General features: G+C 70.7%; 2 protein-coding genes (1 of these 2 running past the window's edge). Both read left to right on the plus strand.

Annotation, left to right across the window (positions count from 1 at the left end):
* Entirely contained in the window at positions 1-16,956 is a 16,956-nt protein-coding gene (locus tag AB0D74_RS45585) for an amino acid adenylation domain-containing protein (protein ID WP_362600747.1), read from the plus strand.
* Positions 16,953-18,151 carry the 5' end (the start) of an amino acid adenylation domain-containing protein gene (locus AB0D74_RS45590; protein ID WP_362600750.1) on the plus strand. The gene runs 15,118 nt beyond the window's last position, so the window shows 1,199 of its 16,317 coding nt (coding positions 1-1,199); its start codon is at positions 16,953-16,955; the stop codon falls past the right edge of the window. Before AB0D74_RS45585 ends, AB0D74_RS45590 begins: the two co-directional genes overlap by 4 nt.

The following is an 18,151-nucleotide window of genomic DNA, read 5'->3' on the forward strand; positions in this document are numbered from 1 at the left end:
ATGGCGGACCGCACGACCGGAAACACGGGTGAATACGTCGAGATCCGCGGCAGCCTCGACACGGACCTGCTGCTACGGGCCCTGCGCACCACGTCCGCGGAAGCCACCGACCGCCTCCGGAGCCACCCCGCCGGCGACACCCCCGCCGCAGTCCGCCTGACGGACCTGCGCACCGAGCCCGACCCGCGCGCGGCAGCCGAGCGCGACATGCGCGAGGACCTGCGGACCCCGCCCCCGCCCGCCGGCACCGGCCGCCCGCTCACCGCCCAGACCCTCTACGTCCTGGGCCCGGACCACGTGCTCTGGTACCGGCGCAGCCACCGCCTGGTCGAGGACGCGCGCGACGCCGCACGCCTCCGCGACCGGGTCGCCGCACACTACGCCGCCCTCACCACGGACACAGAGCCCCCCGAGCCCTTCGAGCCACGGCACCGCCCGGACACCCCGGCCGACTACCCGAACTCCCCCGCGTACGAGGAGGACAGGCGCTACTGGGCGCGCTCGCTCGCCGGCCTCACCGAGCCCACGGACCCCGGACGACGGCTGCGAGTGACCGCCGGCACCGACGCGACCGCCCTCGCGGCCGTCGCCCTGACCGTGCACCGGCTCACCGGCGACGAGGACGTCGTCATCGGTGTCCTCCCCCGGATCCAGGCAGCCACCGGAGCCCAGAACGTCCTGCCCGTACGCGTCAGGCTCACCCCGCTGATGACCGCACAGGACCTCGTCCGCGCGAGCGTCGACGCCCTGCGCTCCGCACTGAGCCACCGACGCTTCCCCTACGACCACATGCTGCGCGACCTCGGCCTCGACGCCGGCACCCCCCTCCACGACATCGAGGCCGAGCTCCTCCCCGCGCACCCGGCCCCCCGCTTCGGCGACTGCGCCGTCTCCGTCCACCACGTCCCCGCCACCGAGCGCGACGAGGAGACCGAGCTGCGGTACCGCCGGGCGCTGGAGTGGCTGAACAGCGCCGCCGCCGACGAACCCCTCGCGCACGCCGATGTGTTGGTGTCGGGGGAGTGGGGTCGGTTGGTGGGTTGGGGCGGGTTGGGGTGTGGCGTGGGTGGTGGGCTGGTTTCGGGGTTGGGGTTGTTCGAGGAGCAGGTGGGGTTGGGCGGGGATGCGTTGGCGGTGGTGGGTGAGGGGGGTGAGGTTTCTTTCGGTGAGTTGGATGTGCGGGCGAATCGGGTGGCTCGGTGGTTGCGCGACGCCGGGGTGGGGGTCGGTTCGTCGGTGGGTGTGGTGTTGGGGCGTGGGGTTGATGTGGCGGTGGTGCTGTTGGGGGTGTGGAAGGCGGGTGCGGTGTTTGTTCCGGTGGATCCGCGGGTTCCGGCGGAGCGGATGCGGTTCGTGTTCGGGGACGCGGATGTCATGTGTGTGGTGACGTCGGGTGAATGTGTGGGGGCGGTGCCGGGGGATCTGGGCGTTCCGGTGCTGGTGGTGGACGAGCCGGGTGTGGTGGCGGGGTTCGACGGTGGTGCGGTGTCCGATGCCGAGCGTGGTGGGGCTGTGTTGCCGTTGGCCGGTGCGTATGTGACGTATACGTCGGGGTCGACGGGGCGGCCGAAGGGTGTGGTGTTGACGCATGGTGGGGTGGCTCGGCTGGTGGCTGCGCAGCGGGAGCGGCTGGGGGCGGGTGTGGATGCGCGGGTGTTGCAGTTTGCGTCGATCGGGTTTGACGGGGCGGTGGCGGAGTGGGTGATGGCTCTGTGTTCGGGTGGGGTGTTGGTGGTGGCTCCGGGTGGGGTGCTGGTGCCGGGGGCGGGTCTGGAGGAGGTGCTGGACCGGTTCGGGGTGACGCATGCGACGGTGCCGCCGGCGGTGTTGGCGGTGCTGGATCCGGCGCGGGATGCGTCTTCGGTAAGGGTGCTGATCTCTGCGGGTGAGGCGATGGACGCTCGGCTTGTGGAGCGTTGGGGTGTCGGGCGTCGGCTGTTCAACGGGTACGGGCCGACGGAGACGACGGTGGCGGCGACGATATCGCCGGCGTTGGTACCCGGCGACGAGCCGGTGATCGGTACGCCGATCACGGCGACGGGTGTGGTCGTGCTCGACGACTGGCTGCGGCCGGTGCCCGCGGGTGGGGTCGGGGAGCTGTATGTGACGGGGGCCGGGCTGGCTCGGGGTTATGTCGGTAGGAGCGCTCTGACTGCGGAGCGGTTTGTCGCCTGTCCGTTCGTCGCGGGTGAGCGGATGTATCGGACGGGTGACCGGGTGCGGTGGACCGCCGATGGTCAGTTGGTGTTCGCCGGGCGGGTTGATGAGCAGGTGAAGATCCGGGGGTTCCGGATCGAGCCGGGTGAGGTGCGGGCGGTGCTGGGCTCGGCCGCGGGGGTGGAGCAGGTCGCGGTGGTGGTGCGGGAGGACGAGCCGGGACAGAAACGGCTGGTCGCCTACGTCGTCACGGAGACGCCGAGGACGGCGGGGACGGCGGGGACGGCGGGGACGGCGGGGACGCCGGGAACGGCGGAGGTTGTGGCGGGGCTGCGGGAGTACGCGGCCGAGCGGCTGCCGTACTACATGGTGCCCTCCGCGATCGTGCCGCTCGACCGGCTCCCGCTCACCGTCAACGGCAAACTCGACCACCAGGCCCTGCCCTCACCGGAACAGGCTCTGCGCGACAGGTCCGTCCGGCAGCCCGGCGATGTCCGTGAAGCCCTGCTCTGCCGGGCGTTCGCCGAGGTCCTGGGCGTGGACTCGGTCGGCGTCGACGACGACTTCTTCGCCCTGGGCGGCCACTCCCTGATGGTGGTCCGCCTCATCTCACGCGTCCGCGTACTCCTCGGTGCCGAGGTACAGGTGCGCGCGCTGTTCGAGGCGCCGACCCCGGCCGGGCTCGCGGTCCACCTCGACCAGCAGGGTGCCGGCCGGACCCGGCTCGCCCTCACCGCCGGCAGGCGCATGCCGCACGTACCGCTGTCCTTCGCACAGCAGCGGCTGTGGTTCCTCGGCCGCCTCGAAGGCGCCCGTCCCACCTACAACCTGCCCGTCGCCCTGCGCCTGACCGGCGACCTGGACCGGGCCGCACTCGCCGCCGCACTGCGGGACGTCATCGGCCGGCACGAGACACTCCGTACGGTCTTCCCCAGCATCGACGGCGAACCCCACCAGGAGGTCGTCAACCTGTGGGACCTCGACTGGGACCTGGAAACCGTGGACCTGCGGACGGCGAACGGCCCCGGCCTCGTCGAGACCGTCCGCGAGAAGGCGGCCCACGCCTTCGACCTCTCCCGCGAAATCCCCATCCGCGCCTGGCTGTTGGAGACCGGACCCACCGACGCGGAACCCGGCGACGACGTGTCCGCGGACCTCGTCGAGACGAGCCTCGGCGAACTGCGTCTCAGCGCCGACGACCGCCCGGCGGCTGCCGGCGCCCCCGAGAGCGGCACGGACCAGGCGGTACTGCTGTTCGTCGTGCACCACATCGCCAGCGACGGCTGGTCCATGCGTCCCCTCGCCCGCGACCTGTCCTTCGCCTACGCGGAACGGCGGGCGGGACGTGCGCCGCAGTGGGCGCCCCTGCCGGTCCAGTACGCGGACTACGCGCTGTGGCAGCGCGAACTGCTCGGCGCCGAGGACGACCAGGACAGCATCCTCGCCCAGCAGGTCGGCTACTGGCGGGCGGCGCTGGACGGCATACCGGAGGAACTGGAGCTGCCGTTCGACCGGACCCGCCCGGCGGTGTCCGACCATGCCGCCCACATAGCGCCGCTGACCGTACCGGCCGACGTGCACGCACGGATCGTCGCACTGGCCCGGGCCGAGGGCGTGACCGTGTTCATGGTGCTCCAGGCCGCGCTCGCCGTGCTGCTCTCCCGCCTCGGCGCGGGCGAGGACATCCCCATCGGCTCGGCGGTGGCCGGCCGCACGGACGAGAACCTGGACGACCTCGTCGGCTACTTCCTCAACACCCTTGTCCTCCGTACCGACCTGAGCGGCGACCCCACCTTCCGCGACGTGCTCACCCGCGTGCGGGAACGCAGCGTCGAGGCGCTGGCCCACCAGGACGTGCCCTTCGAGCGCCTGGTCGAGGAGCTCGCGCCGAGCCGGTCGATGAGCCGCCACCCCCTCTTCCAGGTCATGCTCACCCTCCAGAACGTCGAGCGAGCCGCACTGGACCTGCCCGGTGTCCGGGCCGGCGGTGCCGTACCCGCCGACGCCCTGGTGCTCGCCGCCAGGCTCGACCTCGAACTGACCGTCTCCGAGACATACGACGCCGATGGATCCCCCGCCGGACTGCGCGGCGGCCTCACCGCCGCGGCCGACCTCTTCGAGGCCGGCACGGCCCGGACGATCGCCGAACGCTGGGCCCACCTGCTCGACGGACTCACCGCCCACCCGGACCACGCACTGCACGGCACCGATGTGTTGGTGGCGGGGGAGCGGGGGCGGTTGGCGGAGTGGGGTGGGCTGGGCTCCGGTGCGGGTGGGCTGGTTTCGGGGTTGGGGTTGTTCGAGGAGCAGGTGGCGCTGCGCGGTGGTGCGTCGGCGGTGGTGGGTGACGGGATCGAGGTCTCGTTCAGCGAGTTGGATGTGCGGGCGAATCGGGTGGCTCGGTGGTTGCGCGACGCCGGGGTGGGGGTCGGTTCGTCGGTGGGTGTGGTGCTGGAGCGGGGGATCGACGTGGCGGCGGTCCTGCTGGGGGTGTGGAAGGCGGGTGCGGTGTTCGTGCCGGTCGATCCGCGGGTTCCGGCGGAGCGGATGGGCTTCGTGTTCGGGGACTGCGGCGCCGTGTGTGTGGTGACGTCCCGGGAGTGCGCCGGGGCGGTGCCGGGGGAGCTGGGCGTGCCCGTGCTGCTCGTCGATGAACCGGGTGCACTGGTGGCCTTCGACGGTGGTGCGGTGTCCGACGGTGAGCGTGGTGGGGCTGTGTTGCCGTTGGCCGGTGCGTATGTGACGTATACGTCGGGGTCGACGGGGCGGCCGAAGGGTGTGGTGTTGACGCATGGTGGGGTGGCCCGGCTGGTGGCTGCGCAGCGGGAGCGGCTGGGGGCGGGTGTGGATGCGCGGGTGTTGCAGTTTGCGTCGATCGGGTTTGACGGGGCGGTGGCGGAGTGGGTGATGGCTCTGTGTTCGGGTGGGGTGTTGGTGGTGGCGCCTGGTGGGGTGCTGGTGCCGGGGGCGGGTTTGGAGGAGGTGCTGGACCGGTTCGGGGTGACGCATGCGACGGTGCCGCCGGCGGTGTTGGCGGTGCTGGATCCGGCGCGGGATGCGGGTTCGGTAAGGGTGCTGATCTCTGCGGGTGAGGCGATGGACGCTCGGCTTGTGGAGCGTTGGGGTGCCGGGCGTCGGCTGTTCAACGGGTACGGGCCGACGGAGACGACGGTGGCGGCGACGATATCGCCGGCGTTGGTACCCGGCGACGAGCCGGTGATCGGTACGCCGATCACCGCGACGGGTGTGGTCGTCCTCGACGACTGGCTGAGCCCGGTCCCGGTCGGGGTCGCGGGTGAGCTGTATGTGACAGGTGCCGGTCTGGCCCGGGGCTACGTCGGCAGGGGCGCGCTCAGCGCGGAGCGGTTCGTGGCCTGCCCGTGGGGCGCGGGCGAGCGGATGTACCGCACCGGGGACCGGGTGCGGTGGAACGCGCGCGGGCAGTTGCTGTTCGCGGGGCGTGCGGACGACCAGGTGAAGATCCGGGGGTTCCGGATCGAGCCGGGCGAGGTGCGGGCGGTGCTGGGCTCGGCGCCGGGCGTGGAGCAGGCCGCGGTGGTGGTGCGGGAGGACGAGCCGGGACAGAAACGGCTGGTCGCCTACGTCGTCACGGAGACAGCCGAGAGCGCCGGAACGGCGGAACTGCGGGAGTACGCGGCGGCCCGGCTGCCGTACTACATGGTGCCCTCCGCCATCGTCCTCCTCGACCGGCTCCCGCTCACCGTCAACGGGAAGCTCGACCACAACGCCCTGCCCGCTCCCGCGCACACCGCGGACGGAGCGGACGGTGCGACCCGTGGCCCGGCGAACGCCCGCGAGGAAGCCGTGTGCGCCGCCTTCGCCGAGGTGCTGGAGGTGGACGCGGTCGGCGTCGAGGACGACTTCTTCGCGCTGGGCGGGCATTCCCTGCTGGGAGTGCGTCTGGTGGAGCGGCTCCGGGTGCGCGGGCTGGCGGCGACCGTGCGCGCCCTGTTCGAGGCCCCGACCCCGGGTGGGCTCGCGGCGCTGGTGGCGACCGCCGGTCCGGAGGGTTCCCGGGCGGCGGGCGGCGTGCCGCTGGGTACGACGGTGATCACACCGGAGTCGGTCCCGCTGGCGGGGCGGACGGCGGCGGAGCTCGACCGGGTGGTGTCGACGGTCGAGGGCGGCGCGGCCAACGTGGCGGACGTCTATCCGCTGGCGCCGCTCCAGGAGGGGCTGCTGTTCCACCACCTCCTGGCGGAGGGCGGAGTCGACGCCTATGTGACGGTCGTGGTCCTGGAGTTCGACGGGTCCCCGCGGCTGGACGCGTTCGTCGAGGCGTTGCGGCGGGTCGTGGACCGGCATGACGTCTATCGCACCGGGGTGGTCTGGGAGGGCATCGCGGAACCGGTCCAAGTCGTCTGGCGCCACGCGGAGTTGCGGACCCACACCGTGGATCTGGACGCGGCGGCACCGGCCGACCCGGTGGCCGCGCTGGTGGGCGCGGTGGGCCGGTCGATGGATCTCGCCCAGGCACCGCTGATGGATGTGCACAGGGCTCGTACGGCAGACGGCCGGCATCTGGCGCTGCTGCGGATGCACCACCTGATCCAGGACCACACCGGCATGGCGCTGCTGCTGCAGGAAGTGCGCGCGTTCATGCGCGGCGAGGAGGCGCAGCTGCCCGCTCCCGCCCCGTTCCGGGACTTCGTGGCCCAGGCGCGCAACGACATCGCCACCGCCGATCACGCCGGTTTCTTCCGTGAGCTGCTGGCAGACGTGACCGAACCGACCGCGCCCTTCGGCCTGTTGGACGTGCACGGCAACGGCGCCGAGGTGGTGCGCGCCCACCGTCCGGTGACGGACGTGGTGGCCGAACGGGTCCGCCGCGTGGCCCGGAGCCTGGGGGTCAGCCCGGCGACGGTGTGGCATGTGGCGTGGGCGCGGGTGCTGGCGGCGGTGTCGGGCCGGGACGACGTGGTGTTCGGGACCGTACTGCTCGGCCGGATGAGTGGCGGAGCCGGTGCCGACCGGGCGTTGGGCCTGTTCATGAACACCCTGCCCGCCCGGGTGCGGACACGTGGTGTCGGCGTCGGCGCCGCGGTGGCCGCGATGCGGGAACAGCTGGCCGGTCTTGTGGCCCACGAACACGCGCCGTTGGCGATCGCGCAGCAGGCCAGCGGGGTCGCGGGGGACACCCCCCTGTTCACCGCCCTCTTCAACTACCGCCACAACGACCGCGGACTCTGGGTCGACGACGTCAACAACGAGTCCAACGACGGACTTGAGGGCGTCACCACCCGGTATGTCGAGGAGCGCGACAACTACCCGCTCAACGTCTCCGTCGACGACCTCGGCGACCACGGCTTCGAACTCGCGGTCGACGCCGTGAGCCCGGTCTCCCCGCAACTCGTCGCCGACCTGGTCCACATGGCCATGGACCGTCTCTCCACCGCCCTGGAGACAGCCCTCGAAGGCGGCCCGGAGGTCAGCCTCGACACGATCGACGTCCTCGACGCCGGGCAGCGACGGCAGCTGGTCGACGAGTGGAACGCCCCGCCCGTGGCGGCGCGGGACACCTCGCTCGCGGAGCTGTTCGAGGCGCAGGCCCGCCGGACCCCGGACGCGGTGGCCGTCGTCGCCGACGGCACCGAGGTTTCGTACGCCGAGCTGGACGCCCGCGCCAACCGGCTGGCCCGCCACCTCGCCGGCCAGGGCGTGGGGCCGGAATGCGTGGTCGCCGTGGTGATGGACCGCGGCGTGGACGTGGTCACGGCGCTGCTGGGCATCGTGAAGGCCGGGGCCGCGTATCTGCCGGTCGATCCGCAACAGCCGCCGGAGCGACTCGCGTTCATGCTCGTGGACAGCGGAGCCGACTGCGTGGTGGCGTCCCGGTCGGTGGAGAACGTGCTGTCCGGCCCGGTCTGCGATGTTCCGCTGCTGTTCGTCGACGATCCGGCGACCGCCGCCTACCTGGCCGGGCTGCCCGGTACCCCGTCCCCGTTGCAGGACGGCTCGGTGCGGGTGTCCCCGGACCATCCGGCATACGTGATCTACACCTCGGGCTCGACAGGCCGGCCCAAGGGCGTCGTGGTCACGCACCGCAATGTGGTGCAGCTCTTCGCCGCCGCCGACCAGGTGTACGACATCGGACCCGACGACGTGTGGAGCTGCTTCCACTCGTTCGCCTTCGACTTCTCGGTGTGGGAGATGTGGGGCGCGTTGCTGCGCGGCGGCCGACTGGTAGTGGTCGGCTTCTCCGTGTCCCGCTCACCGGGCGAGTTCCTGGAACTGCTGGCCCGCGAACGGGTGACCGTACTGAGCCAGACGCCGTCCGCCTTCTACCAGTTGACGGCCGCCGAGGCGGAACGGCCGGACATCGGAGCCCGACTCGCCCTGCGCTACGTCGTGTTCGGTGGCGAGGCGCTGGAACCGAGCCGCCTGGCGGAGTGGTACGCACGCCGGCCGGCCGACGACGGGCCGGCACTGGTGAACATGTACGGAATCACCGAGACCACCGTGCACGTCACCCATCTCGCGCTGGACGCGGGCTCCGCCGCGCCGGACGCCGGGTCCGCCGCGGGCGGCGGTGGCAGCCCCGTCGGCCGCGGCCTTCCGGGCCTGCGGACCTATGTGCTGGACGCGGGGCTGCGGCCCGTCCCCGTCGGCGCCGTCGGCGAACTGTACGTCGCAGGCGACCAGTTGGCGCGCGGATACCTGCGGCGCGCGGACCTGTCCGCACAGCGCTTCGTGGCCTGCCCCTTCGGCGCCGGGGAGCGGATGTACCGCACGGGCGACCTGGCCCGCTGGACCGCGGACGGCTCCCTGGAGTACCTCGGCCGCGCCGACGAACAGGTGAAGATCCGCGGCTTCCGCATCGAGCCGGGCGAGATCGAGGCGGCACTGGTCGCACACCCGGGCGTCGCGCAGGCGGCCGTGGTCCCACGCGGCGACCAGCCCGGCGGCCCCCGGCTCGTCGGCTACGTCACGCCCGACCAGGAGAACGCCGACCGGATCGCGACCTGGCTGCGCCTGCGCGACGAGGGAGCCCTGGACGCCGCGGAACGCCACGAACTGCCCAACGGCCTGACCGTACTCGGCCACAACCGCACCAACATCGAATTCCTCTACCGGGAGATCTTCGAACAGAACGAGTACCTCAAGTTCGGCGTCCGACTCCCGGAGAACGCCTGCGTCATCGACGTCGGCGGCCACGTCGGCATGTTCTCGATGTACGTCAACGAGGTCGCCCCATCCAGCCGCATCCACGCCTTCGAACCCATCCCCGAACTCGCCGCGCTGTACCGGATCAACGCCGAACTCAACGACGTCGATGCCGTCGTCACCAACTGCGGTGTCGGCGAGCACGCGGAGACGGCCACCTTCACGTACTACCCCCAGATGTCGATCCTCTCCGGCCGCTTCGCGGACGAGGCCGCCGAACGCGAGACCCTGCAACGCTTCCTGCGCAACGAACACGCGGCCGAGATGAGGGACGCCGACGACTCGCTCATGCGCGAGATGCTCGCGCAGCGCCTGCGCGGCGAACAGGTCGAGGTGCAACTGCGCACCCTGTCCGACCTCATCCGCGAACAGGGGATCCCGGCGATCGATCTCCTGAAGATCGACGCGGAGAAGAGCGAGCTGGAGGTCCTGCGCGGCATCGAGGAGGAGCACTGGCCGCTCGTCCGCCAGATCGTGGCCGAGGTGCACGAGGTCGACGGACGGCTCGCCGACGTCGTCGGCATGCTCCGCGACCGCGGCTTCGACGTCCGCCACGACACCGCCGAGGACGTCGCCGGCACCGGACTGCACATGGTCTACGCCGTCCGCCCGGGCGCGGTCGCCGCGGGCCGGACGACACCGCCGCAGACCTCGGACCGGCCCCGCCGCCACGCCCCGGACCAGCTCGTCGACGACCTGCGCACGCACCTCAAACAGCGCCTCCCCGGCTACATGGTGCCCGCAGCACTGGTGCTGCTCGACAGCCTGCCGCTCACCGTCAACGGCAAACTCGACCGCAAGGCCCTGCCCGCACCCGACCGGACCACCGGGACCGGCGCGGGCGACCGCGGCCCCTCGAACGCCCACGAGGAGATCCTGTGCGCCGCGTTCGCGCAGGTGCTGGGGCTGGAGTCGGTCGGTGCCGAGGACGACTTCTTCGCCCTCGGCGGGCACTCCCTGCTCGCCGTCCGGCTCATGTCCCGCATCCGCGTCCTGCTCGGCGCCGAGGTCGAGATCCGGGTGCTGTTCGACGCCCCCACCCCGGCCGGCATCGCCGCCCACCTCGCGGGCCGGCAGGACGGTGCCGCCCGCCGCCCCGCGCTCACGAGCGGCGCGGAGCGCCCGGAGCGCCCGGCCCGGATCCCGCTGTCGTTCGGACAACGCCGACTGTGGTTCCTCGGCCAACTCGAGGGGCGCAGCTCCACCTACAACGCACCCTGCGTACTCCAACTGACCGGTCCGGTCGACACCGACGCGCTGGGTGCCGCGCTGCGGGACGTCGTAGGCCGGCACGAATCGCTGCGTACGGTCTTCCCGGCCACGGACGGCGAGCCGTACCAGCACGTCGTCCCGCTGGAGGAACTCGACTGGACGCTCCAGCCGGTGGACCTCGTCGGCGCCTCCGCGGACGACGTGGCCCAGGCGGTACGCCAGCGCGCCCGGCACGCCTTCGACCTGGAGCACGAAGTGCCCTTCAAGGCGTGGCTGCTGCACACCGGCGCCGACCAGTACGGCCTCATGCTGGTCGCCCACCACATCGCCAGCGACGGCTGGTCCATGAGCCCACTGGCCGCCGACCTGTCGACGGCCTACGCGGCACGGCGAGCCCACCGGTCGCCGGAGTGGACGCCACTGCGGGTCCAGTACGCCGACTACGCGCTGTGGCAGCGGGAGTTGCTCGGCGACGAGAGCGACCCCGAGAGCCTGATGTCCCGCCAGATCGACTACTGGCGCGACGCTTTGGACGGCGCCCCCGAAGAACTGGCCCTGCCCTTCGACCACCCACGCCCCACCACCGCCACCCACCGCGGCCACAGCATGCCGCTGAGCATTCCCGCCGAGACACACCGGTCGCTGGTGGAGCTGGCGAGGGCTGAGGGTGTGACGGTGTTCATGGTGTTGCAGGCGGCGTTGGCGGTGCTGTTGTCGCGGTTGGGTGCCGGTACGGACATTCCGATCGGTTCGGCGGTGGCGGGTCGTACGGACGAGGGTCTGGACGATCTTGTGGGTTGCTTTGTGAATACGTTGGTGGTGCGGACGGATGTGGGCGGTGATCCGTCGTTCCGGGATGTGCTGGCGCGGGTGCGTGGACGCAGTCTGGAGGCGTTGGCGCATCAGGATGTGCCGTTCGAGCGGTTGGTGGAGGAGCTGGCGCCTGCGCGTTCCATGGCCCGGCATCCCCTCTTCCAGATCGTCCTCACCATGGAGAACACCGTCGACGCCACCCTCGACATCCCCGGCGTGGCCGTCGAACTCCTCTCGGTCGACCGGCCCGTGGCCAAGTTCGACCTCGACGTCATGATCCGCGAGACACACGACGCCCACGGCCGGCCCGCGGGACTGCAGGGCTCGATGACCGCCGCTGCCGACCTCTTCGACCCCGCCACGGCGGAGGCGATCGCGGTGCGCTGGGAACGAGTGGTGAACCAACTCGCCACGACCCCGGACCGGCGACTGCACGAGGTCGCTGTGGCGTCGGCGGCGGAGCGTCGGACGGTGGTGGAGGAGTGGAACGACACGGGTGGTGTGGTGTCGGGTGGTTCGGTGTTGGGGTGGTTTGAGGAGTGGGTGGGGCGGTCGCCGGGTGGGGTGGCGGTGGTTGCGGGTGGTGTGGGGGTGTCGTACGAGGAGTTGGATGCGCGGGCGAATCGGCTGGCTCGTTTTCTTGTTGCGCAGGGTGTGGGTGCGGAGTCGGTGGTGGCGTTGGCTCTGGATCGTGGTGTGGAGATGATCGCGGCGGTGTTGGGGGTGTGGAAGGCGGGGGCGGCGTATGTGCCGGTGGATGTGGGTCTGCCGGTGGAGCGGATCGCGTTCATGCTGGCGGACAGTCGCGCGGTGTTGTTGTTGGGCTCGGAGGATGTGGTTGGGGATCTGCCTGCTGGTCGGGTGCGGGTGGTGGCGCTTGATGATCCGTGGACGGTGAAGCAGCTCGGTGCGTTGGAGCCGTCGGCGCCGGTGGGGGTGTCGGTGCTGCCGGAGCAGGCTGCGTATGTGATGTATACGTCGGGTTCGACGGGTCGTCCGAAGGGCGTGGTGGTCACGCATGGTGGCCTGGCGAACTATGTGGGGTCGGTGCCGGGCCGGCTGGGTTGGGGGGTGCCGGGGGAGCGGTACGGGTTGTTGCAGGCGCAGGTGACGGACCTGGGGAACACGGTGGTGTTCATCAGTCTGGCGACTGGCGGCGAGTTGCACATTCTGGACGCGGAGTCGGTGGTGGACCCGGGGGCTGTGGCTGCGTACGTGCGTGATCACCGGATCGATCATGTGAAGGCGGTGCCGTCGCATCTGGCCGCGTTGTCGTCGGTGGTGGGTGCGGAGGCGGTGTTGCCGCGGAAGTCGTTGGTGTTGGGTGGTGAGGCTGCTTCGCCGGAGTGGGTGCGGGAGCTCGTGGACGTCGGTGCCGGTGCCGGTGGGTGTGTGGTGTTCAACCACTACGGGCCGACCGAGACCACGATCGGTGTCCTGACCACCGTCCTGGACGAGGAGATCGTCGCTGGTGGTGTGGTGCCGGTCGGTACCCCTGTCGCCAACACGCGGGTGTTCGTCCTCGACGAGTGGCTGGCGCCGGTGCCGGTGGGTGTGACCGGCGAGCTGTATGTGTCCGGCGCGCAGGTGGCGCGCGGGTATGTGGGTAATGCGCCGCTGTCCGCCGAGCGCTTTGTGGCGTGTCCGTTCGGGGCCGGTGAGCGGATGTATCGCACCGGGGACCGTGCCCGCTGGGCTCCCGACGGTCGGCTGGTCTTCGCGGGCCGGGCGGACGACCAGGTCAAGATCCGTGGCTTCCGGATCGAACCCGGCGAGATCGAGGCCGTTCTCGCCGCGCATCCGGAGGTCGCGCAGGCCGTTGTCGTCCCCCGTTCGGATGCCGGCGAGGATGCGCGCCTGGTCGCCTATGTCGTCCCGGTGGACGCGGAGGATGTTCCTGAGGAGGCGCGTGTGAAGGCCTTTGTCGGTGGGCGGTTGCCTGAGTACATGGTGCCGAGCGCGGTCGTATTCCTGGACGCGTTGCCCCTGACGTCCAACGGCAAGTTGGACCGTAAGGCGTTGCCTGCCCCGGAGTACGTCACCGGTGTGGGCCGGAGTCGTCCGGCGGCGGATGCTCGTGAAGAGGCGTTGTGTGCTGCGTTCGCGCAGGTGTTGGGGCTGGAGTCGGTGGGGGTCGAGGACGACTTCTTCGCTCTGGGCGGGCATTCCCTGCTTGCCGTTCGGCTGATCTCCCGTATCCGTGCCCTCCTGGGCGTGGAGGTGGAGATCCGGGTGTTGTTCCAGACCCCGACCCCCGCCGGGCTCGCCGCGTACCTGGCGGAGCAGGCCGGTGGTTCCGCACGGCCTCGGCTGATGGTGGGTGTGCGGCCCGAGCGGGTGCCGTTGTCGTACGCGCAACGGCGACTCTGGTTCCTCGCCGAGCTTGAGGGCGACAGTGCCACGTACAACGCACCCAACGTGCTCCGCCTCACCGGCGACCTCGACGCCGATGCGCTGGGCACGGCGCTGCGTGATGTGATCGGCCGGCACGAATCACTGCGTACGATCTTCCCCACCGTTGACGGAGAGCCGTACCAACAGGTCACTCAGGTCGCCGAGTTGGTCTGGCAGATGGAATGTCTCGACCTGACCGCCGGTACGGCGGCGGAACGGGATGCCGTGATCGCCGCGCGTGCGCGCTATGCGTTCGCGCTGGCCACCGAGGTGCCGATTCGGGCCACGCTGATCAAGGTCGACGACCGTGAGCACCAGCTGGTGCTGGTCGTCCACCACATCGCCAGTGACGGCTGGTCCATGACCCCCCTCGCCGGCGACCTGTCGCTGGCGTACGCGGCCCGCCGACGTGGGCAACGGCCGGACTGGGCGCCCTTGCCGGTGCAGTACGCGGACTACGCGCTGTGGCAGAGGGAGCTGCTTGGGGACGACGGCGACGAGGAGAGCCTGATCTCCCGGCAGGTCGACTACTGGCGCGATGCGTTGGCGGGCGCTCCCGAGGAACTGGACCTGCCCTTCGACCGACTGCGCCCCGTCACGGCGAGCCACCGCGCGCACAGCGTGCCGCTGCGGGTACCGGCCGACGTGCATGCCGGCCTGGTGGAGTTGGCGAGGGCTGAGGGTGTGACGGTGTTCATGGTGTTGCAGGCGGCGTTGGCGGTGCTGTTGTCGCGGTTGGGTGCCGGTACGGACATTCCGATCGGTTCGGCGGTGGCGGGTCGTACGGACGAGGGTCTGGACGATCTTGTGGGTTGCTTTGTGAATACGTTGGTGGTGCGGACGGATGTGGGCGGTGATCCGTCGTTCCGGGATGTGCTGGCGCGGGTGCGTGGGCGCAGTCTGGAGGCGTTGGCGCATCAGGATGTGCCGTTCGAGCGGTTGGTGGAGGAGTTGGCTCCGTCGCGGTCGATGGCCCGGCATCCCCTCTTCCAGGTCGTCCTCACCACCGACGCCATGGGCGAGTCGATGCTCGAACTCGAAGGCCTGGACGTCGAACTCCTCCCCATCGACCGCCCGGCAGCCAAGTTCGACCTGGACGTCATGGTCGGCGAGACCCATGACGAGCTGGGGCGCCCAGCCGGGCTACGAGGCTCCGTGACGGTAGCCGCGGATCTGTTCGAGCCCACGTCGGTGGAGTCGATCGCCGCTCGTTGGGTGCGGCTGCTGGAGCAGGTGGCGGTGGCTCCGGATGGTGCTGTGCATGCGGTGGGGTTGTTGTCCGATGTGGAGTTGCGGCGGGTGGTGGAGGAGTGGAACGACACGGGTGGTGTGGTGTCGGGTGGTTCGGTGTTGGGGTGGTTTGAGGAGTGGGTGGGGCGGTCGCCGGGTGCGGTGGCGGTGGTGCATGGGGAAGTCGGGGTGTCGTACGCGGAGTTGGATGCGCGGGCGAACCGACTGGCTCGGTATTTGAGGGGTCTGGGGGTTGGTCGGGAGTCGGTGGTGGCGTTGGCTCTGGATCGTGGTGTGGAGATGGTGGTTGGGGTGTTGGGGGTGTGGAAGGCGGGGGCGGCGTATGTGCCGGTGGATGTGGGTCTGCCGGTGGAGCGTATTGCGTTCATGCTGGCGGACAGTCGTGCGGTGTTGTTGTTGGGTTCGGGGGACGTGGTCGGGGATCTGCCTGCTGGTCGGGTGCGGGTGGTGGCGCTCGACGATCCGTCGACGATGCGGCAGCTTGAGGCTGCCGATCCGAGTCCGCCCGTGGGTGGGGTTGCCGCTGACGGTCTGGCGTATGTGATCTATACGTCGGGTTCGACGGGCCGGCCGAAGGGCGTGGCCGTCACGCACGGTGGGCTGGCGAATTATGTGGGGTCGGTGCCGGACCGGTTGGGCTGGGGGGCGCCCGGGGAGCGCTACGGCCTGTTGCAGGCTCAGGTGACCGATCTCGGCAACACGGTGGTGTTCACCAGCCTGGCCACTGGCGGTGAGCTGCACATTCTCGATGCGGAGTCGGTGGTGGACCCGGGAGTGGTGGCCGCGTATGTGCGTGGTCAGGGGATTGATCATCTGAAGGTTGTGCCGTCGCATCTGGCCGCGTTGTCGTCGGTGGTGGGTGTGGAGGCGGTGTTGCCGCGGAAGTCGTTGGTGTTGGGTGGTGAGGCGGCTTCGCCGGAGTGGGTGCGGGAGCTCGTGGATGTCGGTGCCGGTGCCGGTGCCGGTGCCGGTGCCGGTGGGTGTGCGGTGTTCAATCACTACGGGCCGACCGAGACCACGATCGGTGTCCTGACCATGGCCCTGGACGAGGAGACGGTCGCCGGTGGGGTGGTGCCGGTCGGTACCCCTGTCGCCAACACGCGGGTGTTCGTCCTCGACGAGTGGCTGACGCCGGTGCCGGCCGGAGTGACCGGCGAACTCTACGTGTCCGGCGCCCAGTTGGCGCGCGGATACATGGGCAACGGGCGACTGACCGCCGAGCGGTTCATCGCCTGCCCCCACCCTCTGAACGGGTCGGGCGAGCGCATGTACCGCACCGGGGACCGGGTGCGCTGGACTCCCGACGGTCGGCTGGTCTTCGCCGGGCGGGTGGACGATCAGGTGAAGATCCGTGGCTTCCGGATCGAGCCGGGTGAGGTCGAAGCCGTCCTCGCTGCTCATCCCGAGGTCGCCCAGGCGGCGGTAGTGGCTCGCGATGATGCCGCCGGGGATGTACGTCTGGTGGCCTACGTGGTCCCTGCGGACGCGGCGGACGCTCCTGACGAGGCGCGCGTGAAGGCCTTTGTCGGCGGGCGGCTGCCTGAGTACATGGTGCCGAGCGCGGTCGTGTTTCTGGACGCGCTGCCCCTGACCTCGAACGGCAAGCTGGACCGCAAGGCGCTGCCTGCCCCGGAGTACGTCACCGGTGCAGGCCGCAGCCGGCCACCGGCCAACGCCCGCGAAGAGGCGTTGTGCGCCGCGTTCGCACAGGTGCTGGGGTTGGAGTCGGTCGGGGTCGAGGACGACTTCTTCGCCCTGGGCGGGCACTCCCTGCTCGCCGTCCGGCTGATCTCCCGTATCCGCGCTCTCCTCGGCGTGGAGGTCGAGATCAGGGTGCTGTTCCAGACCCCGACCCCCGCCGGACTCGCCGACGAACTCGACCAACAGCCGACTCGGCCTGAAAGGCCGGCACTGCGGCCGATGCGTATGGAGGAAGACCGATGATTCCGTTGTCGTTCGCGCAGCGTCGGCTCTGGTTCCTCGGCCGGCTAGAGGGCCCGAACCCGATGTACAACAGCGCAGCCGTGGCCCGTGTCACCGGCGAACTGGCACCGGACACGCTCGCAGCCGCGTTGCGGGATGTCATCGGCCGGCACGAGTCGTTGCGCACCACGTTCCCCGAGACGGACGGCGAGCCGTACCAGCACATACTTCAGCCCGACTCGCTCGACTGGCAGTTGCGGACGGTCGATCTGACCGCTGCCACGGCCGAGGAGTTGACCGCGGCGATCGACGAGCGGACGCGGTACGCGTTCGACCTGTCCACTGACGTGCCGATCCAGGCGTGGTTGCTGCGCACGGCACCGGACGAGCACGTCCTGGTGCTCGTGCTGCACCACATTGCCAGTGACGGCTGGTCGCTCGGACCGCTCGCCCGGGACATCTCGACCGCCTATGCCGCCCGGCGCGGCGGTCGGGCGCCGGAGTGGGCGCCGTTGCCGGTGCAGTACGCGGACTACGCGCTGTGGCAGCGGCAGGTGCTCGGCGACGAGGACGATCCGGAGAGCCTGGTCTCCCGGCAGGTCGACTACTGGCGCGAAGCCCTGACCGGCATCCCCGACGAGCTCGCCCTGCCCGCCGACCGGCCACGCCCCCCAGTGGCCTCGCACCGCGGGCACTCGCACGACTTCGCCGTGCCCGCGGACGTGCACGCCCGGGTGCTGGAGTTGGCGAGGGCTGAGGGTGTGACGGTGTTCATGGTGTTGCAGGCGGCGTTGGCGGTGCTGTTGTCGCGGTTGGGTGCTGGTACGGATATTCCGATCGGTTCGGCGGTGGCGGGTCGTACGGACGAGGGTCTGGACGATCTTGTGGGTTGCTTTGTGAATACGTTGGTGGTGCGGACGGATGTGGGCGGTGATCCGTCGTTCCGGGATGTGCTGGCGCGGGTGCGTGGGCGCAGTCTGGAGGCGTTGGCGCATCAGGATGTGCCGTTCGAGCGGTTGGTGGAGGAGTTGGCTCCGTCGCGCTCCATGGCCCGACACCCGCTCTTCCAGGTCGTGCTCACCACGCACGCCATGGGTGAGGCAACTCTCCAACTCGACGGTCTTGAGGTCGAGTTACTGCCGGTGGACCGTCCTGCGGCCAAGTTCGACCTGGACGTGATGGTCGCGGAGACCCGCGACGCGCGAGGACGCCCGGC

Source organism: Streptomyces sp. NPDC048278, assembly GCF_040652195.1.
In the GTDB taxonomy this organism is placed as follows: Bacteria; Actinomycetota; Actinomycetes; order Streptomycetales; family Streptomycetaceae; genus Streptomyces.